This window comes from Enterococcus sp. LJL98 (assembly GCF_054871745.1).
Genome location: NZ_JBTXLU010000002.1, coordinates 113,618 through 138,775 on the forward strand (window position 1 = coordinate 113,618; position 25,158 = coordinate 138,775).

Consider the following 25,158-nt stretch of genomic DNA (forward strand, 5'->3'; position numbering starts at 1 on the left):
CTTCGTTTCACTAACCCCTTCTCCGAACGAAGTCATCAATCACTTTTTTCACCCCTTTAAACAGGTAAACATTCAGCAAGGTTAGAAGAAAAAAGCCCATTAAGAACAAGAAGAGAAAGCCGTTACTTCCTTGTTCAATCTGAAATATAGGAAAAATAACGTATTTTAATAACAAAATCGAAATCATTGCTAAGTACATATATACAATTAGTAAGTCTTTATAGTGGTTGAACACCACATTATTCTCTTCTTTCTTACCAAATACATAGATTCGTTCAATCACGCCACTCACTATGAAAGTGACTGCTAACACAACGATTTCACTTTCTGTATACAAATAGAACAAAGCTAACAATAGACCTAAAAACAATGAACTTAAAAACATTTCTCCCTCTTTTTTCATGCAAAAACACTCCTTTTCTTTTCCATCTTCGTATATACAAGAAAAACTTCCTAAAAAAACAGGAAGTTTTATTCTCGTTCGAATGTTCCATCTTCACTGAAAATTCTGAACATTTAAATAAAAACAACAACGAAAAGTTTTTTCTACCCTTGATATTTAAAAACTACCTGACTATCGTAAAGTTTAAAAATCTTTTCAAAAAGCATCTGGGCAAATAAGCCAGAAACAATCGGAACAATAAACCAACAAAGAACAAAAAGCACCACATTTAACCCTAGTTCCAAAGACGTTAAGGGACCCACCAAACCGACTAAACCAAAGCCAGCTGAGCTCGCTGTTCCTGAAATATTAAAAAATGCCGTAGGAATCGCTGCGATGGTTGCGGTAAAGAGACAAGGTAAAACAATAATGGGATATTTAAATAAGTTGGGCATCATTAATTTCATGCCACCCAAGGCAATGGCCAAAGTAACACCCGATTGATTGGTTCGCCAAGAATGAATCACAAGTACAATCGTTGTCGAGGCTATTCCCATGGCAGCGGCTCCAGCAGACAATCCGTTTAACTGAATCGCCATTGCGACACCAACTGTTGTTAGGGGTGAAAGAATCAATAGCGCAAAAGAACAAGCAATTAAAATACTCACAACAATCGGTTGCAAGGTGGTAAATTGATGAATCACTTGACCGATAGTAAGAGTCATTTGCGTAACATACGGATAAAGGAGTTTCCCAATCAAACCAGCTAGACTCCCAACGACAAGGGGGAAAGCAATAATTTCCACTGAGCCAAAGCGTGAACCCACTCCCATAAACAATAAAATCGCAATCGCGGCTGTGAGAATAATATTCATAATATCTCCCGTCCCCTCTGCCACAAAGCGACCGATTTCAGAATCAAACTGAATGACTCCAGATCCTGCAAAAGCAGCAGCTCCGACAATCATGGTCTTCATCGGAGCCAAATCAAATTGCTTGGCAATCAAACTTGCAATAATAAAAGGCATGGCTACTTGAAATAATTGGGCGACTTCAAGCAATTGATGAATCACTACCAGATGTGAAAAATTTTTAAAAAGCGTACCAATGACAGCATTTGGAATCAATGAAAGAATCGTTCCTTGAGCTGCCCCCGTTAATAATTGATTCAAAAACACTTTTGGTGTCATACGAACCTTTGGTGTTGCGTTTGTCATGCAAATCTCCCTGCCAATCTCAATTGTTTTATCGAAAGTATCAATCGCTGATCATTCGTAAGCAATCACATTATTTATTAGACTCTAAACTGTTGGCATCATAGCATACATCCGATTTCTTTTGTTCGCTCTCCGTTGTTTTCTAATCATCTTTTTAGGGGATTGTTTGTTTTTTATTCAAAAAAAGGATTCTCTAGAGCTGCCCCCTCTTGAGAATCCTTTTTTTGATTAATGTGCCTTTAGGACTTGTTCTTTGACTTTAACTAATTTTGTTAAGAACGCACAGTAGGGTGTGTCAATCCCATATTCTCTTCCCTTACGAACAATCGCTCCGTTAATATAATCAATTTCTGTTAAACGATTATTCACAATCAAATCTTGATACATGGATGGGTGGTGCAAGCCGATGGTTTCTCGATTATAGCAAGATTGGATTTGATTTAACACTTCTGGAATATTTAAATGGGCGTTTTCCATTGCAGCAATCGCAGCAAATTCTGAAACAATTTGTTCTACGATTTGATCGGCTCCATCCGTTTCACCAAAATCCGCCATGTTCGAATCAAGCAAGGTACATAAGCCATTCATCGTTCCATTGACACAACCTTTTTTATAAATGGAAGATAAAATGTTTTCTGAGTACTTAGCATTCAATTTCGCTCCATTCAGAACTTCAACCACTGCTTGAGCAGATGCTTTTCCATCTGTCCCCAAATTTTGTAAATCGACAGAACCTGTTCCAAAGAACTTCGCTTGCCCTGGACCTTCTAAACCTGCGGTCCACATCGTATTGCCTAATAAAATATTCGTTAACGGCACGTACTTTTTAATCACATCTTCATGACCAATGCCATTTAATAAACATAAAACTTTGGTGTTTTCGCCGACCATGTTCTGAATGGCTTGCATCATCGAATCCAGTTGCATCGCTTTCGTAAATAAAATTACAAGGTCCGCTTGAAAATCGACCGCTGAAACTTCATCTTGGTGGTAAATGGTTAAGTCTTCCTTGACATGTACGCCATCAAAATTTGCTTGTAACCCATGCTTACGAATGGCATCGATATGGTCTTGCCAACCATCAATTAAAATCACCTCATTGTTTGATTGATGTAACATTAGGCCAAAACGACTGCCCATCGCGCCTGCACCTGCAATAATAATTTTCATTTCTTTTTTCTCTCCTTGCATGTTTCCTTATTTTTTATGTAAATTCAGTAACAAATTACTAAGAATCATTTCAGTTTCTCTTTCTCATTTTCCTTTCCGTGATAAAGTGTCAATTGACTGCTATTTATCCTTGAAAGGTGAGTTTATGAATATTCAACAATTAAAATATTTTATTGAAATTGCAGATACGAACAACCTATCTGCAGCGGCTCGCAATCTTTTTGTCACTCAGCCAACCCTCTCCCTGGCCTTAAAAAAAATGGAGAGCGAATTACGCACTTCTCTTTTTACTCATACCCCTCAGCCTTTTCAATTGACGAAAACGGGGGAACATTTGTATGAACAAGGACGACAAATTGTGAATCAATTCGATCAATTGATTACGGCTATCCATGTCATGTCAGACGAAGAGCAAACGAAGAAGAAAAAGATTAGAATCGGCTTGCCTACTCTTTTTTCGATGCAATTTATGAAAGAAATCTCAGAGTTTTTAAGTACCCATCCTCACGTGGATCTTGCCATTACTCAAGATGGTTCGCCACACTTACAAGCCATGCTTGAAAAAGACGAACTTGATATTGGCCTACTTTCTTACCCGAATCTTTCTCCAGAAAAAATTTCAATTGAACTCCTTGAAACTTCAACAAAAGGCTATCATGTATACGTGGTTGTCCCCGAAGGCAACCCCTTGTCTCAACAAGACCAACTCACTTTTAGCGACTTGAAGGACCAACGCTTTTCTTCTCTAACGACCAACTATATGTTGGGCCGTTTACTCTTTGACCGTGCAAGAGACCTTGGTTTTGAACCCAATGTCGTTCTTTTCAATAATGACTTACAAGTCCTCTTGCATAGTTTGCTTGAAAATGAATCTATCTGTCTTTTACCGATTGAGTATCAAAACGTCAGTAAAAGTGACGGCTTAAAATGGATTCCTTTAAAAGATAAACAACATTTTTTTCCGATTGGCATCGCCCTTCGTAAAGAGGCTTCTTTATCAAAAGATATGAAAGATTTTATCGAGAGAATTAAACAAAATTAAACCTCTCGATGTTTCTTTCTACCCTTGGTATTTAAAAACGACTTTACTATCGTATAATTTCAATACCTTTTCAAATATAAAGTGAGCAAATAAGCCTGCGACAATTGGGACAACAAACCAACAAATGATGAGTAACAAGCCACCTAATCCTTGATCAAACGAAGCCAAAGGTCCGACTAAACCAACTAAACCAAAGCCTGCTGAATTCGCTGTTCCCGAAATATTAAAGAGAGCAGCTGGAACAGCAGCAACTACTGCAGTAAAGAGACAAGGTAATAAAATAATGGGGTATTTAAATAAGTTCGGCATCATCATCTTCATGCCACCTAACGCGATCGCTAACGTGACGCCAGATTGATTCGCTCGCCAAGAGTTCATAACGAGTACAATGGTTGTCGCAGCAATTCCCATCGCCGCAGCGCCTGCAGACATCCCATTCAATTGGATTGCCATCCCAATTCCAACCGTTGTCAGTGGCGAAACAATTAATAAAGCAAACGAACAGCTAATTAAAATACTCATAATAACCGGTTGATAATTTGTAAAATCATTGATGAGTTGACCAATTGCTACCGTAATTTGAGTCACATAAGGATAAGCCAACATGCCAATTACTCCTGCACCAATCCCAACCACAATCGGCAAGGCAATAATTTCGACAGAACCAAATTTCGAGCCAATGGCCATCAACATCAAGACAGCAACGGCTGCTGTCAACATGATGTTGATAATATCCCCAGTTCCGGCAGCGACAAAGGCACCCACTTCACGATTAAAATTGAGTACTCCAGATGCTGCAAAAGCTGCGCCCCCCACAATCATTGATTTTGCCGGTGTGAAATCAAATTGTTTGGCAATCAGTGCGGCAATAATCAATGGCGTAGCAATTTGAAAAATAAGTGCCGCATTTAAAATCATTTCAATCACTGGAATATGTGCGAAATATTTTAAAATGGCACCGATGACGGCATTGGGAATTAGTGCAATAATCGTTCCTTGTGCGGTTCCAGCTAATAATTTGTTAAAAAATAGTTTCGGTGTCATCTGAGTTTGAACGGTTTCAGTCGTCATAATAAATCTCCCTATTTCAATCTAATTTTTATTTCGAGAAGAACATTGAGAAAACATTCACTTTTATTCAGATAAAAATTTTCCTTTTAAAGTCTTTAGACAAAAAACTGCTTGAATCAATGTTTTTTTAGCTTGAAAATCACTCTTTTAACCGGTTTTTCGAGAAACCTCATCTTCTTATTTATAGTGAAACAAATCACATTGGTGGTTAAAAAAATATTTCTTTTCTTTTTTGTCTTAAAATTTTATTGCTTCATTCGTTATTTTTCTCTGCTGTTTCTTTCGACACCACTAATTTACCTCGAACGAAAAGCGAATGCCAATTGTTAAAGTTTATAGACCTATTAATTTTATTTATACCCTAAAAAAACATTGATACGACAGCTCCACTCATTTATTTCTTTGTTATTTATAGTTGTTTTTTAATGAATTTCTTACTTTTGTTTTAGGATATTTTTGACAAATACAAGTCATATTCTAAAACAAAATCAACTTCACCGATGTTTTTTATATAGAAAAATAACCAACAATCAATTTTACATGCATCGATTGTTGGTTATGAATGTTTATTGGTCAAAATACAGGACGAACTTCTTGTCTGAAATTTTCAGCCAATCATTCGACTCATTAATAAGACATCTAAAAAAGCACCTTCGTCACTGCGCGCCCCACGTGCCATGACCGCTTCTTGTTTGAAGCCAAACTTTTTATACAAGCCGATTGCTTTGGTGTTTTGACTTTGGACCGTTAATTCGATGCGAAAGATCGTTTGACTTTCTTCTGCCCAAATAAGTAATTCTTCTATGAGAATACTTCCGAGTCCCATTCCCCAGTATTCTTTTAAGATGGAGATTCCTAGCTCACCGATATGCGCGATCCGCTTTTCTGAATCACTTTTAATCGAGGCCGTACCGACAATCTTATCACCGAAAAGGGCGACAAATAAGACATTCGATTCACTTTCATAGAGATCTGCCAATTGCAAGGCAAGTAGCTCTTCTGGTAGATTGATGCCCTTTTCGTCCATCACTAGAAATGCTGTTTCTTCGCCAATTTTTCTAGTTACTTTTAATAACTGTGCGGCATCTTCTGGTATTGCTTCACGAATAATCAAATCCAATGCCTCACTCATTGGCTGCTCGCCATTTCGCTAAAATTCGTGCTTCAAATTGCTGCCCTGCTGGACCATGACTTTGAAAGGCGACTTGGCGATGGTCGCTATTTTCTGGGTCTTTCGTCAAGATAACTTCTAAATAATCTTCCGGCAAGTAGTCTTCTAACAAATTTCCCCATTCAATGACTGATAAGCCCTCCCCTTCAAAATACTCATCCAGACCTAAGTCTCCCGCACTCCCCCCTGTTCGGTAAACATCCATATGATAAAGTGGTAAGCGCCCTTGCAGATACTCACGAATAATCGTATAGGTGGGACTTTTTATCATTTGCTCGATGCCTAAACCTTCCGCAATGCCTTTGGTTAACGTCGTTTTGCCTGCACCTAAATCCCCCGTCAAGACAAGATTGTCCCCCTTTTGTGCCACGCTTCCAATCATTTTGGCTAATTTTTTTGTTTCTTCTGGGCCTCCTAAAAAGATCACACTCGTGCCCTCCTTTGAATTTTTACTAACGCTCCTAATATATCATCATTTACAAGATTCGTCATCGTAAAGGAAGACCGAATCGAAAACAAATCCATCGTTTCTCTTTCCCCCCTCTTCCTACAATTGAGCGTTCACAAAGAATCAACGCTTCAATCCGCTTGGAGCCAAGAAACACACTGATGTCAAAAAAAGCAAGAAACCTCTACCAATTCTAAACATTTTAGTAGGAAATCCCTTCTGAACCTGTCATAATAAATAATAAGACAGATGAAGGAGAGTGAAAAAATGAATAAAATTATTTTAGTCGGAAATGGCGATGTCGGGTCAAGTTACAGTTTTGCTTTAGTCGCACAAGGAATTGGAAATGACGTTGGCATCATTGATTTGGATGAAAAGAAGGTTGAAGGTGATGTTGCCGATCTGGCTCACGGACTCGCTTTTATTGGACCAAAACAAATCTACTCTGCAACTTATGCTGACTGTCATGACGCCGACCTCGTTGTGATTACCGCAGGTGCAAACCAAATACCAGGCGAAACACGACTCGACCTAATTACTCGTAATGCAAAGATTATGAAATCCATTGTTGAATCCGTGATGGCTTCTGGATTTGATGGTATTTTTTTAATTGCGACCAATCCTGTCGACGTGTTAACTCACTATGTCAAAAAAATCTCTGGTTTGCCTGCAGGTCGTGTCATTGGATCTGGCACAACACTCGATACGGCACGCCTTCGCAATGCAATTGGAGAAAAGATAAAAATTGATCCTCGAGATGTTCAAGTAACGGTCATGGGGGAACACGGTGACACCCAATTTCCTGTGTGGTCTCATGCAAACATTGGTGGACTCAGTATTGGTGAATGGCTGGAGCGTCACCCTGAATTTTCAGCAGATGAACTCGATGGCATGGCTGAAGATGTCAAAAATGCAGCTTACGGCATTATTGATGCGAAAGGATCGACTCATTATGGCATCGCGATTTCACTCGCTCGAATTACAAAAGCAATCTTCAACGATGAATATTCAGTCTTACCAGTTTCCGTTCATTTGGAAGGCCACTATGGCACCAGTGATGTTTGCGTTGGCTCAAATGCCGTCATTTATCATAAAGGTGTCCGTGAGATTATCGAAACACCCCTCAATCAAATTGAACAAGAAAAAATGACCCTTTCTTTGCAAACATTAAAAAAAATGCAAGAACAACTGCAAGATCCCCCTTCGTAAATAGAAAAAGCAGCTTCCAAATAATTCACCAGGGAGCTGCTCTTTCTATTTTTTTGTGTTTGATAAAAAAAGCCCAGGCGCTTTTCTCGTAATTTATTTTCATTATGTTACAATGACTTTGTTACTAGGGGTGTCTTGAAAAAAAGACTGAGATGCAAATCGCAGACCCTTTGAACCTGTAAGTTGATGCTTGCGTAGGGAAGTTGACAAAAAGAAAGCGCTCGGGGTGTCTTCCGGTGCTCATTTTTTGAATGCATTTTTACGCCAGACCTGAAATTAGAGGATTGGCGTTTTTTTGTGTGGAGTCACAGCTAGTAATAATTCAAATTCACGGAGGATGACACGATGTTTTCACAAGAGCTACACAAGGCTACCAGGGCGATCTGGCAAGAAAGTAAGGCGCACCCTTTTGTACAAGAATTAGTTGCCGGCACACTACCGGAAGCTATTTTTCGGTATTATTTGCTACAAGACCGCTATTATTTGATTCAATTTAGCAAAGCACACCATCAGTTAGCGGCAGCGACTGAGAACGGAGATTTTCGAGAGACCCTCATCGCAAATGCCAAAGGTTTAGAAAAATCTGAGGTGAGTGTCCGGAATGACTTTTTTCAACAAATGAATATTACAACAGAGGAGTATACAGCGACGCCCATCGCGCCAACGGCTTATCACTACACGAGTCATATTTTCCGACTCTTACAAACAGAAACTCCTGGGACTGTTTTGGCCGGCCTACTCCCTTGTTATTGGCTTTACCAAGAAATTGGTGAGCATTTTGCAGATGTGGGTTCCCCTCACCCGGTCTATCAAGCTTGGATTGATACTTATCATCGTCCCGCATTTAAAGAAATGACGAACATTCAAATTGGTTGGTTGGACCATTTTGCTCAACAAGCTTCAGAGGACGAACGCGCGGCGATGAAAGAAGCCTTTATCATTAGTAGCCGCTTAGAATTACAATTTTGGGAAATGTCTTATCAAAAAGAAACTTGGGAGGAAAACAAATGAACTTTGACCACATCCAAACCCTACGGGAAATCAATCCACTCGTGCATAACATTACGAACTTAGTCGTTGCCAATGACAGTGCGAATGGCTTGCTTGCCATTGGTGCCTCCCCTTTCATGTCAAATACCATCATGGAAGTGGCAGAAATCCAAACCTTCAATCACGCCCTTGTCTTAAATATGGGGACGATTAATGATGAACAGCTAAAAGCCATGCTCCTTGCTGGACAAGCCGCCAATCACCAAGGAAAACCAGTCGTTATTGACCCTGTTGGTGCTGGCGCAACAACTTATCGAAAAGAAGTGATTCAGCAACTCTTAGAAAAAATTCAACCGACACTGATTCGTGGCAATGCAGGAGAACTAGCGAGCCTAGCCAACGTGCCTTGGGAAGCAAAAGGCGTGGATGCTGGTAGTGGAAGTGCAAACGTGCAAGACATTGCCGAAGCTGTCGCAAAAAAATACCGCTGTATCGTCTTTATTAGTGGAGCGACAGACGTCATTACCAATGGAGAACAAACCTATTTAAATAAAAATGGGACACCTGATTTCACCCAAATGACTGGGAGTGGTTGCCTCCTTTCTTGTATTTGTGGAGCTTTCTTAGGCAGTCTGACGACAAATAGACCTGCAGAACAACTGGAGGCCGTTGTTCTCGCTGGTATCACGTATAGTATCGCCGGTGAAAAAGCAATCGAAGGGTTCGAGCAACTTCAAGTGGGACATTTCCGAATGAACCTCCTCGACCAGCTATCAACAATCAATGGCGCAATGGTCGCAGCCAAAGTGAAAGGCGAATGGGTGAAGAAACATGAATGAGTATCCTCAAGCCTTAACCATTGCCGGCTCTGATAGCGGGGGTGGTGCTGGTATCCAAGCCGATTTAAAAAGTTTTCAAGAACGACACGTCTTTGGCACCTCGGTCCTCACAGCCGTCACTGCTCAAAATACTCTAGGGGTCCATGATATTTTCAACCTCCCTCGTCAAACGATTGAAAATCAATTAGAAGCGATTGCAACCGATTTTCAAATTCGGGCGGTTAAAACCGGGATGTTAGCAAATGGGGATGTGATACAATTCATTGCGAACCAGTTACAGACTGTTTCTTTTGGTCCTTTAGTCGTTGACCCCGTCATGGTGGCCAAAGGTGGCGCGAACTTATTAGAAAAGACTGCCCTTCAAGCATTAAAGGAACAGCTGATTCCTTTAGCAACAATTATTACACCGAATTTACCAGAAGCCGCAATCCTTGTCGAAAAAGAATTAACAAGCAAAGAAGCGATTGAAAAAGCAGCGAACGACATTCAAGCGTTAGGTGCCAAAAATGTCATCATCAAAGGGGGGCATCGATTAGACGTACCCGATGCCACCGATTTCCTCCTGCTTGAAGACGGGAGAAAATTCTGGTTAACCAAACCTCGTCTTGATACGAAACGAACCCACGGAACAGGTTGTACCTTTTCTGCTGTGATTACAGCGGAACTCGCCAAAGGTCAGGACGTTCTCTCTGCAGTCCAGATTGCGAAAGACTTTATTCAAGCCGCTATCAAGACCACGATTGCAGTCGGTCACGGACACGGTCCAGTGAATCATTGGGCTTATCACAAAGGAGGAAGCTAATGAAGGATTTTCTACCAGAACACCTGACCCTCTATTTTGTCGCGGGCACACAAGATGTCCAAGGAGAGCAAGCACTGCCTGAGTTACTTGAGCAAGCCATTCAAGCAGGCATCACGACTTTTCAATACCGTGAAAAAGGACCGAATTGTCTAAAAGATCCTGTAGCGATTCAAAAGATGGCTCGCAAACTGCAAGCCATCTGCCACAAACATCAGGTCTTCTTTTTGATTAATGATAACCTCGCGCTCGCCTTAGCCATTCAAGCTGACGGGATTCACGTGGGACAAAATGACACGAACATTCAAGAAGTCATTAAGGAATGTAAGGGAAAATTACGTATCGGACTTTCTTGTCATACGCTTCAAGAAGTGCAAGCAGCCAATCAACTGTCAGCAATTGATTATGTTGGCATCGGACCGGTTTACCCAACTTCCTCAAAAGCAGATGCCCAAGCACCTCTTGGCGTCAAGCAACTCCACCAACTCGCTGCTGCCAGTCAAAAAGCAGTTGTTGCCATTGGTGGCTTAACAGAAACAAACTGCCGATTGATTGATTCAAATAAAATCGATGGACTTGCAGTCATTTCGATGATCACTAAGGCCAAAGATTTACCGAAAACCATTCACACTTTACGGCAACATTTCCAACAAAGAGTCTAAGCTTCATGCTTCTTTTTTATGTTTCATAAAGAAAAAATGTATTCTTTTGTTATAATCGTGTGAGGAAAGGTGTGAAATCAAATTGAAGCCCTTAGAAAAAGAACAAGGTTTTCTTCCTATTTATGACAATCAAACCGAAATACTCATACTTGGTACGGCTCCAAGTGCTGTCTCTTTAAAAAAGAATGAATATTATGCCAATCCTGGTAATCAATTTTGGAAACTACTCTTTACTCATTTACAAGTGGTAGACCCTCTCAACTATCAAATGCGAATTGCTCAATTGAAACAACATCGAATTGGTTTATGGGATGTTTACTCGACTTTTGAAAGAAAAGGTAGTTTAGATAGCAATTTCTCAACTGTCTGTCAAAATGATTTCACAGAACTGTTAACAAATGCTTCAATCAAAAAAGTCATTGCCAATGGTTCACTTGCCTATCAAGAAGCAAAAAAGAATGATACGTTGAACCACCTCCCAATTCATCTCGCCTTATCAACCAGTGGCGCCAATAATGGCAGAAGTAAAGATCGTCTGCAAAATTGGGGGAGCCTCTTACAAGAAGTTAGAACAAAAAAATAGAAACAAAAAAATCCTAGATGAAACGACCAAACGTTTCATCTAGGATTTTTTCCTACTGGCGATACATCTTCAACTCTAAAAACAAGTCATTGTAAATCCCGATGTACTCGGCACCAAGGTTTTCGTACACTTCAAGTTTGGCAATTAATTCATCGCTTGGATAAAACTGCTCGTCTTCGGTAATCTCAGCAGGTAGTAATTTCATGGCTTCTTTATTTGGAGTGGAATAACCAATGTATTCGGCGTTTTGAGCCGCAATTTCTGGTCGTAACATAAAGTTGATAAAATCATAGGCTCCCTTGACGTTTTTGGCGTTATGAGGAATCACGATATTGTCGAACCAGACGTTCGAGCCTTCTTCAGGAATCACATAATGAATGTGCTCGTTTTGATCCATCATATCCGCTGCCTCCCCCGAAAAGGTAATGGCAACTGGTGTTTCTTCATTCACCATATACATTTTGATTTCGTCTGCCACGAGTGCTTTAACGTTTGGCATTAATTCTCGTAAAAGAGTGACGGATTCTGCGAGTTCTTCATCGTTTTTACTATTTAACGAATAGCCTAAGGTATTTAAGCCAATACCAATCACTTCTCGCGCGCCATCAATCATCATTAAATTGTTCCGTAAAGCCGGATTCCATAAGTCTGCCCATTTGGTCATTTCTTCGCCGTCAATGAACTTATCATTGTAAACAATTCCTAAGGTCCCCCAGAAATAAGGCACAGAATATTGATTTTCAGGATCAAAACTCATATTTAAAAAGCGTGGGTCAATGTTCTCAATCCCTTGAATTTTACGATAATCCAATTTTTGAACTAGATTTTCTTCCATCATTTTTTCAATCATGTACTCACTTGGAATCGTAATATCATAAGAAGTGCCACCCTGAGATAACTTGGTGAACATGCCTTCGTTTGAATCAAAGGTTTCATAGTTGACTTTATAACCATATTCTTGTTCAAACTGTTTTAATAAATCCGGATCGATGTAGTCTCCCCAGTTATAAATATTTAACACTTCTGCACCAGCCATGCCACTACTTTTTTCTAATTGTTTGACACCGAAAAATAGTACGAGAAGAATCAACAAAATACCAATGATGAGTGATTGTAATTTTTTCATCGAATCGTCACTCCTCTCATTCCTAGTCGTCCACGTTTTATTTTCTTCGAAACATTTTCTTTACTAATAAAATAATAACCGACAACTAAAATTAAAGAAAAGAGGAAGACAAGTGTGCTTAAAGCATTAATTTCTAAACTAATTCCTTGTCTTGCCCGAGAATAAATTTCGACAGATAGCGTACTAAAGCCATTTCCTGTCACGAAAAAGGTCACAGCAAAATCATCTAAAGAGTAAGTAAACGCCATAAAATAGCCGGCAATAATCCCTGGCGATAAGTACGGCAAGATGATTCGTTGAATGACCTGGAAATAATTCGCTCCCAAGTCTAGTGCTGCATCAACCATGGAATCATTCATCTCCTTGAGCTTTGGCAACACCATTAAAACAACAATCGGAATACTAAAGGCAATATGAGACAATAACACTGTAAGAAAACCTAAGCTGAAATTGCGGACAAGACCACCGATGGTTGTAAAGAAAATTAAGAAACTCGCACCGATAATGACATCGGGTGATACTAATAAAATATTATTTAGACTCATAAAAGTATTGCGTAACGGGCGTTTTTTTGTATAGTAAATCCCCATCGCACCAAAAGTCCCAATAATTGTCGCGATTAAAGCCGACAAAAAAGCCAACAAAAACGTTTCTAAGACAATAATTAATAATCGAGTATCTTCAAAAACGGCCGTATAATTGTCCCAAGTAACCCCAGTAAATTCATTCATTGTACCGCCGTCATTAAAGGAATAAAGAATCAAATAAAAAATCGGCGCGTATAAAATCACAAAAACGAGCGTCAGGTAAATGCGAGACCAGATTTTTTGACTCATTTCTTTTGTCCTCCTTTCGCTTTTTCACCAGTGAGTAACATCACGATAAACATGGCGATAATCAAAATCACACCAATTGTTGAACCCATGCCCCAGTTTTGGGTCACGAGGAAATGTTGTTCAATCGCCGTTCCTAACGTAATGACCCGGTTGCCACCGATTAAGCGAGTTAACATAAATAAGGAAAGTGAGGGAATGAAGACTGCCTGTACCCCACTTTTCACTCCGTTTAAAGATAAGGGGAAAATCACCCGACGAAACGTCTCCATTGAATTCGCACCTAGGTCTTTGCTGGCGCTAATTAAAGAGGGATTCATCTCTTCTAACGCATTGTAAATAGGAATAATCATAAAAGGTAACTCAATATAGGTTGCAACCGTTAGGAAGCTCACGTCCGTAAAAAGAATCTGTTTCGCACCAATTCCAAAGAATTCTAAGAAACCATTCACACTTCCGTGAATACCAAAAATCCCAATAAAGGCATAGGCTTTTAACAACAAATTAATCCAGGTTGGCAAAATAATTAGCAGCAACCATAAATCTTTGTGTTTTAATTTTGTGAGAAAATAAGCGGTTGGATAGCTAATGAACAACGTAATCAAAGTAATTAAAAAAGCATACCATATGGAATTTAACGTCATCATTAAATACTTTCCTGAAGAAAGATAGACCTGATAGTTGGCCAGAGTAAAGGCACCGTTCATATCAAAGAAAGATTGATACACAATTAAAAGTACAGGCGCTAAAACAAATAACAACAGCCACAATAGATAAGGAACGGCATAGATACGTCTTACTTTTGTCATCTTCTTCCCCCCTACTCTTCATAGCTTTCAAGTCGGGCGTCAAAGTCTTCTTCCGACTCATTAAAGCGCATCACGTGGATGTCTTCCGGTTCAAAGAACAGACCAACCTGACTGCCTTCTTGGGCTTTGCGTGTTGAATGGACCATCCACTCATTGCCGTCTTCGTCATAACAAATAATTTCATAATGCACGCCACGGAATAACTGGGTGTCAACTTTCACTACAAGCTTTCCTTTTTCAACAGTCGTTAAGGTTAAATCTTCTGGCCGAATCACAATTTCAACCGGTTCGTTTTTACGCATTCCGCCATCCACACACTCGAACTGTTTTCCAACAAATTCGATTAAATAGTCCTCAAGCATGGTCGCATTGATAATATTGCTTTCGCCAATAAAATCCGCCACAAATTTATTAATTGGCTCGTCGTAAATATCGACCGGGGTCCCGCTTTGGATAATTTCCCCCTGGTTTAGAACAAATATTTCATCACTCATCGCAAGCGCTTCTTCCTGATCGTGCGTGACAAAAATAAAGGTAATGCCTAGTCGTTGTTGCAATTCCCGTAACTCATATTGCATATCGGTCCGTAACTTTAGATCAAGAGCCGATAAGGGTTCGTCGAGTAGCAAAACTTTTGGTTCATTAACAATCGCACGGGCAATCGCCACTCGTTGACGTTGTCCGCCTGACATTTCGCTAATTTCACGGTTTTCGTAACCACCCAAACGCACTAAACGCAAGGCTTCTTCCACTTTCTCTTTAATTTGATTTTTCGGTAACTTTTTAATTTTTAGACCAAAAGCGACATTTTCAAAAACATTCATATGTGGAAATAAAGCATAATCTTGGAAGACCGTATTGACTTGGCGTTGATTCGCAGGCACGTCGTTGATGCGTTTTCCTTCAAAATACACATCCCCTTCGGTGGCTTCGGAAAACCCAGCAATAATTCTCAATATTGTTGTCTTGCCACAGCCCGAAGGCCCCAACAACGTATAAAACTTTCCTTCTTCTATCTCAAAATTGACCCCTTTTAAAATGGTCTCGTCATCGTATCGCTTCACTACATCGGTAAATGAAATGATTGGTTTTCCCATGTTTCTTCCTCCTAATTGGTTGATTATATGTTCTTTTATATCCGTTTTTTTCTGTCTCACTCTTAGTCTTTCGAACTGATCGTTTACTTGATTTCAGACCAGAACATACTTGTTAAGAATAGGGTTTTTCCTACCAAAATACAAGCATCTTTTCTTTTTTTATCTATTTTTCGCAAAACAAGGATTCTATGGTATGATAGCACTAATTTATAAGCAAATTTATTACTAAAGGAGTGGCATAAATGTCTGATTTTATCGCTTTTGAAGTCAATCAAGAAGAACATGTTTTTTCTCGTGGGTTAACCCCCAAAAAAAGGATACCATTACAAGAAGGTCATGTGGAAGTCCAGGTGGATTATTCTGACATCAACTATAAAGATTCCTTAGCTGCCACAAAAAATGGTGGTGTTATTCGTAAGTACCCAATGACACCCGGTATTGATCTAGCAGGTGAAGTCGTGTCTTCGAAAAACGACTCTTTTGCAGTTGGTGACAAAGTTCTCGTTACAGGTTATGGACTCGGCGTTAGCCACCCAGGCGGCTTCAGTCAGTACCAACAAGTTCCAGTGGAGTGGCTCGTTAAAATACCAAGCCGTTTAACAACAAAAAGTGCGATGCAATATGGCACAGCTGGTTTCACAGCGGCGCTAGCGGTCCTAGCACTCGAAGAAAAAAATTATGAAAAAAATCAAACGATTTACATTACTGGTGCTTCTGGTGGTGTCGGCAGTATTACAATCGCCTTATTAAAACGTTTAGGATATGAAAACATCGTCGCAATTTCTCGAAAAAAAGCAGATTGGCTAATCGATCTTGGCGCGACAAAAATTATCGCGCCTGCTGAAGTGATCCCAGAAAAAATCAAACCTTTGGATCGCCAAAGCGTGACTGCAGTGATTGATACCGTGGGTGGAGACCTTTTATCGGCAATCTTACCGCAACTCGTTTATAATGGAAGTGCCTACCTTTGTGGCAATGCAGCAGGTATTCAATTTGATACGACGGTGCTTCCTTTCATTTTACGAGGTATTCAAGTCGTTGGGATTGATTCCGTTGCCGTAGACCACGACACGCGTTTAGCTGTTTGGGATTTCTTAGCACAGCATCAAGACTTGCTAGAAACTTTAAAGACTCACGAAGTCTTAATGAGTGACTTAGATGAAACGATTGATTCCCTACTAGCTGGCAAACACGAAGGTCGGACAATTGTAAAAATGGAAGTGTAACGTATGAAACGAATCTTAATAACAGCGGGTGGAACGGCCGAACGCATCGATCGTGTCCGTTCTATCACCAATCACTCGACAGGCCAACTTGGCTGTCTAATTGCTGAAAGTTTTTTAGCTCAAGGCGTTCAAGTCGATTACCTCACAACAAAGACCGCAACACGTCCAAAAGAACAGACAGGGCTACATGTCTTCTTTATCCATGATACACGAGAGTTAGAGCAAACACTCACGAAATGTTTACAGGCAACACCATATGATGCCGTCATTCATAGTATGGCAGTCAGTGATTTCACGCCGGCTAGCAGTTTTTCTATTAAAGATTTCACCAATCAGCTCAACCAATTGCTCACAGCGACTGCAGGCTCCTTGACTGAAAAAGACCTTGCACAACTGATTGAAACCAGTGCGCAGGAACCGACGACGAAGATTTCATCGAACACCGACTACTTATTTTTAGCTTTAAAGAAAACGACAAAAGTCATTCAAAAGATTAAAGAAATACAGCCTAAAACGCAACTGGTGAGTTTCAAACTGCTCGTGGATGTCCCTAAGGAAGAGCTGTTCCAAGTCGCTTTCGACAGCTTAACAAAAAATCAAGGAGATTTTGTCCTGGCCAATGATTTGATCTCGATTCAATCAGGAAAACATACCGGTTATTTACTTGATCACACGGGCGCTTTCATTGGTGAGGCTCATACGAAAGCAGCCATCGCCCAGTTAATTACGGAGACGCTCACTCAAGGAAAGGATGATTAAATTGACACAAAAACAGATTTTACTTGGCGTTTCAGGAAGCATTTCCGCGTATAAAGCCGCTGATTTAACGAATGAACTGACAAAACTCGGCTATGCAGTCGATGTATTAATGACCCGTAGCGCGCAAGCCTTCATCACGCCCTTAACCTTACAATCACTTTCTAAAAGACGTGTCCATACAAACGTGATGGTCGAAGAACAACCAAATAAAATCAATCATATCGAACTTGCAAAACAAGCAGATCTCTTTATCGTTGCCCCTGCAAGTGCCAATACGGTTGGAAAATTAGCGAATGGCATCGCAGACGATCTTGTATCAACCGTGGCGCTCGCTTTAGAAAACCATGTACCAAAACTGATTGCCCCAGCGATGAATACGTATATGTATTTAAATCCTGCGGTTCAAAAAAATCTAGCAACACTCAAAGAATATGGGTATCAAGAAATCACTCCTCGAGAAGCTTTATTAGCTTGTGGAGATTACGGTCCAGGCGCCTTAGCAACCGTTGAAACGATCATCCAAGAAATAACAAAAACTTTGAGTAAGTAAGGAGCAACCTATGAAAAATAAAGAAAAAACCTTTCAGCTCGTCTTAACCGCCCTCTTTCTGAGTGTGATGATTTTGCTTGCGAGCGTCCCTTTTTTAGGCTTTATCCCTTTAGGACCGATTAATGCGACGACACTACATATTCCTGTCATTATTGCTTCTGTCGTTTTAGGTCCTAAAATTGGTGGCTTTCTCGGAGGCTGTTTCGGACTGATTAGTCTGATTCGTTCAACGGTCATTATCACACCGATGTCTTTTGTCTTCTCGCCTTTCATTGCCCCTTTAGGAACCGATGGTGCAGGAAGTTGGAAAGCGCTACTCGTTGTTTTCATTCCTCGTATTCTAATTGGAATCGTGCCTTATTTTGTTTACCAATGGAGTAAAAAATTCCTGAAAGGGCGCAAAGAACCTTTCAGCCTTTTCCTAGCTGGTATTGCTGGAGGACTCACGAACACTATTTTAGTAATGAATTTTATTTATTTCTTATTTAAACCAGAATATGCACAAGTTCTTGGAGAAGCTGGCGATGCCGTTTACGCAGCCATCCTATCCATTATTTTTGCACAAGGGATTCCTGAAGCAATCGTCGCTGGTTTAGCTACTGCCGCTGTTTCAGCCGTCTTATTAAAGTTTATGGCCTTACGAAAAACCAATTAAATCTCAAAAAAGGGGTGACAAAAGTCGTTTTGCTCTGAGAAACTGGAGGAGAATTCAAACAAATCGCTTTTTCAATTGCTCGAACTTCATGAAGGTTCCGAAAGTACAGCCTTTTGTTGTCCTTTTGTCTGCCAAACGTTCGTAAAACACCAAGAAGGGGCCGTGACAAATGTCACAGCCCCTTTTGATTATTTGACATCTTCGCCAATAATGCGAACTTCCGTTTCTAATGCGACTTGATACTTCTCTTGAATCACTGTTTGGATATGCGCAATTAATTCAATATAATCTGTCGCTGTGGCCTGGTTCACATTCACGATAAAACCCGCATGTTTCATTGAGATTTGAGCGCCACCAATTGTATGTCCCTGTAAGCCAGCATCCTGTACTAACTTGCCGGTAAAGTGTCCTTCCGGTCGTTTAAAAACACTCCCGCAAGAAGGGTACTCTAGTGGTTGTTTCGACTCACGCAACTCAGTTAATTCCACCATTTGTGCTTTAATTTCCATCGGCTTGCCTTTTTTCAAAGTAAAACGGCTCGTTAAGACGATGCCCCCCAACTCTTGGATCTGACTATGACGGTAACGAAAAGCCATTTCTTTCCCAGTCATTGTTACGACTTCACCACTTGGTAAAAGGACATCGGCAGAAGTAAAGACATCTTTGATTTCTCCCCCGTAAGCACCTGCATTCATAAAAACAGCTCCCCCAACACTACCTGGGATTCCACAGGCAAATTCAAGCCCCGTTAATGACGCTTCATAAGCCGCTTGACTGGCATCAATTAGACGCGCACCCGATTCCACCGTCATCACATGGTCTTCAATCTTCAAGGCCTTCATTTCCAACAACATTAACACCACACCACGAATCCCACCATCACGGACAATTAAATTACTTGCATTGCCTAAAACTAGCCATGGGATTGCTTGTTCCCGACAATAAGCCACCAATTCTTGTACTTCTTCGGTTGTTTTTGGAAAAGCCAAAATATCTGCTGGTCCACCTGTTTCAGTAAAAGTATATTTACTTAAGGCTTCATCTTTATATAAAATCATTTCAGGAAATTTTTGGATTAATTCTTCTTTAAAATTCACCATTCGTCGACTCCTTTTTTTCATCTCTACCATTCTAGCATTTTTATAAGAAGCTGACTATAGAGTCGAAAGAAATCCAACGCTTTTCTTCTAACAATTTGAGGAAGTCTTAAGCTTCCTTGACTGGCGAGTCTAAAAATACCACCACTCTTTAACAATATCCTCATTTAAATGCACCAGCAAAAAAGAGAACAATTAGGAGTCAGACATACCTAACCATTCTCTTTACAATTTCATGCATCCACCCTCGCCTTAAAACAAAAATCTCAGAAGATACTGCCATTCGCTCTTACAAAAGCTTAGGCGTTCTTCTGAGATTTTCTTTTTCCATTTGATGAAAACATGCCTGCGTTCTCGTCGATCAATCAAACGATTTTAACACTTGATTACGGTTGGCGTGGATTTTTTCCTATTGTGACCACGCCATGGTTCGAATTATCGATCCAGTAAGCAATCGCGTTTTATTCGGTTGCTCCATCTTTTTTACGTTTCTTCAAGATTAATGCGGATAGTAATGTCGCAACACTACCTAACATCACTAATGATCCATCCTCTTCTGAACCCGTTTGAGGCAACGTTTTGTTATTATTCGTCGTTCCTCCCGTTCCACTGGTTCCTCCGGTTCTAGGAAGTGTTCCTGTCCCTCCACCATTAACATTTGATGAAGTTGAATCACTTGGATCGGTGCTCAATGAAGTAGAGTTACTGATGCTTGTGCTTACACTGTCTGAGATGCTGTCAGATTCACTCATACTTTCACTAGATGATTGTGACAAACTCATACTTGAGCTTACACTCGTGCTATAGCTGTCAGATATATGATTCGAATCACTAATACTTGTGCTAGTACTTAAGGAATTCGAGTCACTCACACTTGTGCTAGTACTTAAGGAATTCGAGTCACTCACACTGGTGCTAGTACTTAAGGAATTCGAGTCACTCACACTGGTGCTCGCGCTTGACGAAACCGATTCACTCATGCTCGTGCTCGCACTGTAACTACCTGATACACTATTCGAGTCACTAATACTTGTACTTGTGCTCAGTGAACTTACATCACTCCTATTCATTGAAAAACTATTGGAGTCGCTAATACTTGTACTCGTACTTAGGGAATTCGAATCGCTCACACTCGTACTTGTACTTGAAGAAACCGATTCGCTCACGCTCGTGCTGGCGCTGTAACTACTTGATATACTGTTCGAATCACTAATACTTGTGCTCGTGCTTAATGAGTTGGAATCGCTCACGCTCGTAGACACGCTATTAGAATCACTGATACTGGTGCTGGTACTTAATGAATTGGAATCACTCACGCTACCAGACACGCTGTTGGAGTCACTAATACTTGTGCTCGTACTTAACGAATTGGAATCACTCACGCTGGTGCTCGTACTTGAAGAAAGGGATTCGCTCATGCTCGTGCTGGCGCTGTAACTACCTGATACACTATTTGAATCGCTAATGCTTGTACTTGTACTCATAGAGTTTGAATCACTCACACTCGTACTTGTACTTGAAGAAAGGGATCCACTCACGCTCGTGCTGGCGCTAACAGAATTAGAATCACTCAGACTCGTACTTGTGCTCAGTGAGTTTGAATCACTCACACTGGTGCTCGCACTTGAAGAAACCGATTCGCTCACACTTGTGCTGGCGCTGACAGAGTTTGAATCACTCAGGCTCGTACTTGTACTCATTGAGTTCGAATCACTCACGCTGGTACTTGTACTTGAAGAAAGGGATTCACTCACACTCGTACTTGCGCTAGTGCTTCCTGATACACTATTTGAGTCGCTCAGACTTGTGCTGGTACTCAACGAGTTCGAATCACTCACGCTGGTACTTGCACTTGAAGAAAGGGATTCACTTACGCTCGTACTTGCGCTAGTACTTCCTGATACACTATTTGAGTCGCTCAGACTTGTGCTGGTACTTAACGAGTTCGAATCACTCACGCTGGTACTTGCACTTGAAGAAAGGGATTCACTTACGCTCGTGCTGGCACTAGTACTTCCTGATACACTATTTGAGTCGCTCAGACTTGTGCTGGTACTTAACGAGTTCGAATCACTCAGGCTCGTACTTGCACTTGAAGAAAGGGATTCACTTACGCTCGTGCTGGTGCTGACAGAGTTTGAATCACTCAGGCTCGTACTTGTGCTCAGTGAAGTCGATTCACTTACACTGTTGGAAACACTGTTCGAATCACTGATACTTGTACTTGTGCTTAATGAGTTTGATTCGCTCACACTGGTGGAAACACTGTTTGAATCACTGATACTTGTGCTCGTGCTTAATGAATTCGAATCACTCACACTATTGGAAACACTGTTCGAATCACTGATACTTGTGCTAGTACTCAACGAGTTCGAATCACTCACGCTGGTACTTGTACTTGAAGAAAGGGATTCACTTACGCTCGTGCTGGCGCTGACAGAATTTGAATCACTCAGGCTCGTACTTGTGCTCAGTGAAGTCGATTCACTTACACTGTTGGAAACACTGTTTGAATCACTGATACTTGTGCTCGTGCTTAATGAATTTGAATCACTCACACTGTTGGAGACACTATTTGAATCACTGATACTTGTACTTTTGCTTAATGAATTCGAATCACTCACACTTGTGGAAACACTATTCGAATCACTGATACTTGTACTCGTGCTTAATGAATTCGAATCACTCACACTGTTGGAAACACTATTTGAATCACTGATACTTGTACTTGTGCTTAATGAGTTTGAATCACTCACACTATTGGAAACACTGTTCGAATCACTGATACTTGTGCTCGTGCTTAATGAATTCGAATCACTCACACTGTTGGAAACACTATTTGAATCACTGATACTTGTGCTTGTGCTTAACGAGTTTGAATCGCTCACACTAGTGGAAACACTGTTTGAATCACTGATACTTGTGCTCGTGCTTAATGAATTCGAATCACTCACACTGTTGGAAACACTGTTTGAATCACTGATACTTGTGCTCGTGCTTAATGAATTCGAATCACTCACACTATTGGAAACACTGTTCGAATCACTGATACTTGTGCTCGTGCTTAATGAATTCGAATCACTCACACTGTTGGAGACACTATTCGAATCACTGATACTTGTGCTCGTGCTTAATGAATTCGAATCACTCACACTGTTGGAAACACTATTTGAATCACTGATACTTGTACTTGTGCTTAATGAATTCGAATCACTCACACTGTTGGAAACACTATTTGAATCACTGATACTTGTGCTTGTGCTTAATGAGTTTGAATCGCTCACACTAGTACTTGCACTTGAAGAAAGGGATTCACTTACGCTCGTGCTGGCGCTGACAGAGTTTGAATCACTCAGGCTCGTACTTGTGCTTAATGAATTCGAATCGCTCACACTGTTAGAAACACTATTCGAATTGCTAATACTTGTACTTGTACTATAAGAGTTCGAATCGCTCACACTGTTAGAAACACTATTCGAATTGCTAATACTTGTACTTGTACTATAAGAGTTCGAATTGCTCACACTGTTAGAAACACTATTCGAATTGCTAACACTTGTACTTGTACTATAAGAGTTCGAATCGCTCACACTGTTAGAAACACTATTCGAATTGCTAACACTTGTACTTGTACTATAAGAGTTCGAATCGCTCACACTGTTAGAAACACTATTCGAATTGCTAATACTTGTGCTTGTACTATAAGAGTTCGAATCGCTCACACTGTTAGAAAGACTGTTCGAATTGCTAATACTTGTACTTGTACTATAAGATTTTGAATCGCTCACACTGTTAGAAACACTATTCGAATTGCTAATACTTGTACTTGTACTATAAGATTTTGAATCGCTCACACTGTTAGAAACACTATTCGAATTGCTAATACTTGTGCTTGTACTATAAGATTTTGAATCGCTCACACTGTTAGAAACACTATTCGAATTGCTAATACTTGTGCTAGTACTATAGGATTGCGAATCGTTTGCATTGTTTGAAAGACTGTTCGAATCACTAATACTCGTGCTAGTACTAAATGACTTCGAATCACTTAGACTGCTTGAAAGACTGTTCGAATCACTAATACTTGTGCTTGTACTATAAGATTTCGAATCACTTAGACTGCTTGAAAGACTGTTCGAATTGCTAATACTTGTACTTGTACTATAAGATTTTGAATCGCTCACACTGTTAGAAACACTATTCGAATTGCTAATACTTGTACTTGTACTATAAGATTTCGAATCACTTAGACTGCTTGAAAGACTGTTCGAATCACTAATGCTCGTGCTTGTACTAAATGACTTCGAATCACTTAGACTACTTGAAAGACTGTTCGAATCACTAATGCTTGTGCTTGTACTCAATGAGTTTGAATCACTCACACTCGTACTCGTGCTTGATGAGGTTGATCCACTTACACTCGTACTTGTACTTACAGACGTCGACTCGCTGATGCTTGTACTGTCTGTATCACTGATTGAAGTACTAATGCTCGCGCTGTCTACATCACTGATTGAAGTACTCATACTATCAGACTCACTAATGCTGATACTATCTTCATTACTAATAGAAATACTCATACTATCAGACTCACTAATGCTGATACTATCTTCATTACTAATAGAAATACTCATACTATCAGACTCGCTAATGCTAATACTATCTTCATCACTAATAGAAGTGCTGATACTATCAGACTCGCTAATGCTAATACTATCTTCATCACTAATAGAAGTGCTGATACTGTCAGACTCGCTAATGCTAATACTATCTTCATTACTAATAGAAGTGCTGATACTGTCAGACTCGCTAATGCTGATGCTATCTTCATTACTAATAGAAGTGCTGATACTGTCAGACTCACTGATGCTTGTACTATCACTATTACTATCAGACAGGCTAGTGCTATCGGATAAGCTAATCGAAGTACTCAAACTAATGCTATCAGACAAGCTAATCGACTCACTCAGGCTCGTACTTCCATCTTGGCTTCCAGAATTACTTTTTGAGATACTATCGGATAAGCTAATTGATTCACTTAGGCTGATACTGTCGGATAGACTATCGGACAAACTAATCGAATCACTTAAGCTTGAACTGTCGCTATTACTGTCAGATAAACTGTCGGATAAGCTAATTGATTCACTTATACTTGAGCTATCACTATTACTGTCAGATAGGCTAGTGCTGTCGGATAAGCTAATCGAAGTACTCAAACTAATGCTATCAGACAAGCTAATCGACTCACTCAGGCTCGTACTTCCATCTTGACTTCCAGAATTACTTTTTGAGATACTATCGGATAAGCTAATTGATTCACTTAGGCTGATACTGTCGGATAGACTATCGGACAAACTAATCGAATCACTTAAGCTTGAACTGTCGCTATTACTGTCAGATAAACTGTCGGATAAGCTAATCGA

24 protein-coding genes and 1 riboswitch are annotated in these 25,158 nt (G+C 40.2%); of the genes, 12 read left to right on the plus strand and 12 right to left on the minus strand.

All coding sequences use genetic code 11. The features are described from left to right. Nucleotides 1–10: 10 nt before the first annotated feature. The 3 genes from ACYSNO_RS04175 to ACYSNO_RS04185 all read right to left on the minus strand — a co-directional run bounded on the left by ACYSNO_RS04175 (nucleotide 11) and on the right by ACYSNO_RS04185 (nucleotide 2,769). Complete coding sequence (locus tag ACYSNO_RS04175; RefSeq protein ID WP_461729820.1) at nucleotides 11–403, minus strand: hypothetical protein; 393 nt, start codon at nucleotides 401–403, stop codon at nucleotides 11–13. Between the two features lie 143 nt (nucleotides 404–546). Further along, nucleotides 547–1,599, minus strand: coding sequence for a PTS sugar transporter subunit IIC (locus ACYSNO_RS04180; RefSeq protein ID WP_461729821.1), 1,053 nt, complete (start codon nucleotides 1,597–1,599; stop codon nucleotides 547–549). A 228-nt stretch (nucleotides 1,600–1,827) separates the two neighbouring features. Then, a complete protein-coding gene (locus ACYSNO_RS04185; protein WP_461729822.1) occupies nucleotides 1,828–2,769 on the minus strand; it encodes a 2-dehydropantoate 2-reductase in 942 nt (313 codons plus the stop codon). Between the two features lie 145 nt (nucleotides 2,770–2,914). Between ACYSNO_RS04185 and ACYSNO_RS04190 the strand changes: the two genes are divergently transcribed. Next, complete coding sequence (locus ACYSNO_RS04190) at nucleotides 2,915–3,811, plus strand: LysR family transcriptional regulator (protein ID WP_461729823.1); 897 nt, start codon at nucleotides 2,915–2,917, stop codon at nucleotides 3,809–3,811. An 18-nt stretch (nucleotides 3,812–3,829) separates the two neighbouring features. Here the strand turns inward: ACYSNO_RS04190 and ACYSNO_RS04195 are convergent, their stop codons facing one another. The 3 genes from ACYSNO_RS04195 to tsaE all read right to left on the minus strand — a co-directional run bounded on the left by ACYSNO_RS04195 (nucleotide 3,830) and on the right by tsaE (nucleotide 6,480). Then, nucleotides 3,830–4,882: a PTS sugar transporter subunit IIC gene (locus ACYSNO_RS04195; RefSeq protein ID WP_461729824.1), complete on the minus strand. Its 1,053-nt coding sequence runs from the start codon at nucleotides 4,880–4,882 to the stop codon at nucleotides 3,830–3,832. 607 nt (nucleotides 4,883–5,489) lie between these two features. Continuing rightward, the gene (locus ACYSNO_RS04200; protein ID WP_461729825.1) at nucleotides 5,490–6,014 is read right to left on the minus strand and encodes a GNAT family N-acetyltransferase; all 525 of its coding nucleotides are present in this window, start codon (nucleotides 6,012–6,014) and stop codon (nucleotides 5,490–5,492) included. Further along, a complete protein-coding gene (gene tsaE, locus ACYSNO_RS04205; protein WP_461729826.1) occupies nucleotides 6,007–6,480 on the minus strand; it encodes a tRNA (adenosine(37)-N6)-threonylcarbamoyltransferase complex ATPase subunit type 1 TsaE in 474 nt (157 codons plus the stop codon). The genes ACYSNO_RS04200 and tsaE overlap by 8 nt, the downstream gene beginning before the upstream one ends. 288 nt (nucleotides 6,481–6,768) lie before the next feature. Between tsaE and ACYSNO_RS04210 the strand changes: the two genes are divergently transcribed. From ACYSNO_RS04210 to ACYSNO_RS04235, 6 genes are all read left to right on the plus strand, one after another. Then, nucleotides 6,769–7,710 (plus strand): L-lactate dehydrogenase, encoded by a 942-nt coding sequence (locus ACYSNO_RS04210; protein ID WP_461729827.1) that lies wholly within the window; start codon nucleotides 6,769–6,771, stop codon nucleotides 7,708–7,710. A gap of 116 nt (nucleotides 7,711–7,826) precedes the next feature. Further along, nucleotides 7,827–7,928: riboswitch (TPP riboswitch) on the plus strand. A gap of 127 nt (nucleotides 7,929–8,055) precedes the next feature. Beyond that, entirely contained in the window at nucleotides 8,056–8,721 is a 666-nt protein-coding gene (gene tenA / locus ACYSNO_RS04215) for a thiaminase II (protein ID WP_461729828.1), read from the plus strand. Continuing rightward, nucleotides 8,718–9,539 carry a hydroxyethylthiazole kinase gene (gene thiM, locus ACYSNO_RS04220; protein WP_461729829.1) on the plus strand — a complete coding sequence of 274 codons (822 nt, stop codon included), beginning with the start codon at nucleotides 8,718–8,720 and terminating at the stop codon, nucleotides 9,537–9,539. Before tenA ends, thiM begins: the two co-directional genes overlap by 4 nt. Then, the gene (gene thiD / locus ACYSNO_RS04225) at nucleotides 9,532–10,341 is read left to right on the plus strand and encodes a bifunctional hydroxymethylpyrimidine kinase/phosphomethylpyrimidine kinase (RefSeq protein ID WP_461729830.1); all 810 of its coding nucleotides are present in this window, start codon (nucleotides 9,532–9,534) and stop codon (nucleotides 10,339–10,341) included. Before thiM ends, thiD begins: the two co-directional genes overlap by 8 nt. Further along, a complete protein-coding gene (thiE, locus tag ACYSNO_RS04230; protein WP_461729831.1) occupies nucleotides 10,341–11,000 on the plus strand; it encodes a thiamine phosphate synthase in 660 nt (219 codons plus the stop codon). Before thiD ends, thiE begins: the two co-directional genes overlap by 1 nt. Before the next feature lie 82 nt (nucleotides 11,001–11,082). Beyond that, nucleotides 11,083–11,583 carry a DNA-deoxyinosine glycosylase gene (locus ACYSNO_RS04235; protein WP_461729832.1) on the plus strand — a complete coding sequence of 167 codons (501 nt, stop codon included), beginning with the start codon at nucleotides 11,083–11,085 and terminating at the stop codon, nucleotides 11,581–11,583. Between the two features lie 52 nt (nucleotides 11,584–11,635). On the opposite strand, the gene ACYSNO_RS04240 is transcribed toward ACYSNO_RS04235, so the two are convergent. Genes ACYSNO_RS04240 through ACYSNO_RS04255 form a run of 4 tightly spaced genes read right to left on the minus strand, consistent with a single transcriptional unit; the run spans nucleotide 11,636 to nucleotide 15,448 of the window. Then, on the minus strand, nucleotides 11,636–12,709 hold the full coding sequence (locus ACYSNO_RS04240) for an ABC transporter substrate-binding protein (protein WP_461729833.1): 1,074 nt from the start codon (nucleotides 12,707–12,709) through the stop codon (nucleotides 11,636–11,638). Beyond that, nucleotides 12,706–13,545: an ABC transporter permease gene (locus ACYSNO_RS04245; protein WP_461729834.1), complete on the minus strand. Its 840-nt coding sequence runs from the start codon at nucleotides 13,543–13,545 to the stop codon at nucleotides 12,706–12,708. Before ACYSNO_RS04245 ends, ACYSNO_RS04240 begins: the two co-directional genes overlap by 4 nt. Beyond that, nucleotides 13,542–14,351: an ABC transporter permease gene (locus ACYSNO_RS04250; protein WP_461729835.1), complete on the minus strand. Its 810-nt coding sequence runs from the start codon at nucleotides 14,349–14,351 to the stop codon at nucleotides 13,542–13,544. Before ACYSNO_RS04250 ends, ACYSNO_RS04245 begins: the two co-directional genes overlap by 4 nt. 11 nt (nucleotides 14,352–14,362) lie before the next feature. Beyond that, the gene (locus ACYSNO_RS04255) at nucleotides 14,363–15,448 is read right to left on the minus strand and encodes an ABC transporter ATP-binding protein (protein WP_461729836.1); all 1,086 of its coding nucleotides are present in this window, start codon (nucleotides 15,446–15,448) and stop codon (nucleotides 14,363–14,365) included. 242 nt (nucleotides 15,449–15,690) lie between these two features. Here ACYSNO_RS04255 and ACYSNO_RS04260 point away from each other — a divergent pair, with 242 nt between their 5' ends. Genes ACYSNO_RS04260 through ACYSNO_RS04275 form a run of 4 tightly spaced genes read left to right on the plus strand, consistent with a single transcriptional unit; the run spans nucleotide 15,691 to nucleotide 18,638 of the window. Then, nucleotides 15,691–16,674, plus strand: a complete 984-nt coding sequence (locus tag ACYSNO_RS04260) for a YhdH/YhfP family quinone oxidoreductase (RefSeq protein ID WP_461729837.1) — start codon at nucleotides 15,691–15,693, stop codon at nucleotides 16,672–16,674. A gap of 3 nt (nucleotides 16,675–16,677) precedes the next feature. Next, a complete protein-coding gene (gene coaB, locus ACYSNO_RS04265; protein ID WP_461729838.1) occupies nucleotides 16,678–17,433 on the plus strand; it encodes a phosphopantothenate--cysteine ligase in 756 nt (251 codons plus the stop codon). Between the two features lies 1 nt (nucleotide 17,434). Beyond that, on the plus strand, nucleotides 17,435–17,983 hold the full coding sequence (gene coaC, locus ACYSNO_RS04270; RefSeq protein ID WP_461729839.1) for a phosphopantothenoylcysteine decarboxylase: 549 nt from the start codon (nucleotides 17,435–17,437) through the stop codon (nucleotides 17,981–17,983). Nucleotides 17,984–17,993: 10 nt separating this feature from the next. Further along, nucleotides 17,994–18,638, plus strand: a complete 645-nt coding sequence (locus tag ACYSNO_RS04275; RefSeq protein ID WP_461729840.1) for an ECF transporter S component — start codon at nucleotides 17,994–17,996, stop codon at nucleotides 18,636–18,638. A 188-nt stretch (nucleotides 18,639–18,826) separates the two neighbouring features. Here ACYSNO_RS04275 and murB read toward each other — a convergent pair whose 3' ends face one another. Both murB and ACYSNO_RS04285 read right to left on the minus strand, forming a co-directional pair. Next, nucleotides 18,827–19,738: a UDP-N-acetylmuramate dehydrogenase gene (murB, locus tag ACYSNO_RS04280; RefSeq protein ID WP_461729841.1), complete on the minus strand. Its 912-nt coding sequence runs from the start codon at nucleotides 19,736–19,738 to the stop codon at nucleotides 18,827–18,829. A gap of 458 nt (nucleotides 19,739–20,196) precedes the next feature. Further along, on the minus strand, nucleotides 20,197–21,219 hold the full coding sequence (locus ACYSNO_RS04285; RefSeq protein ID WP_461729842.1) for an LPXTG cell wall anchor domain-containing protein: 1,023 nt from the start codon (nucleotides 21,217–21,219) through the stop codon (nucleotides 20,197–20,199). Here ACYSNO_RS04285 and ACYSNO_RS04290 point away from each other — a divergent pair. Then, a complete protein-coding gene (locus ACYSNO_RS04290) occupies nucleotides 21,200–23,176 on the plus strand; it encodes a hypothetical protein (RefSeq protein WP_461729843.1) in 1,977 nt (658 codons plus the stop codon). The two genes, ACYSNO_RS04285 and ACYSNO_RS04290, sit on opposite strands and share 20 nt — an antisense overlap. The last annotated feature ends 1,982 nt before the right edge of the window (nucleotides 23,177–25,158 follow it).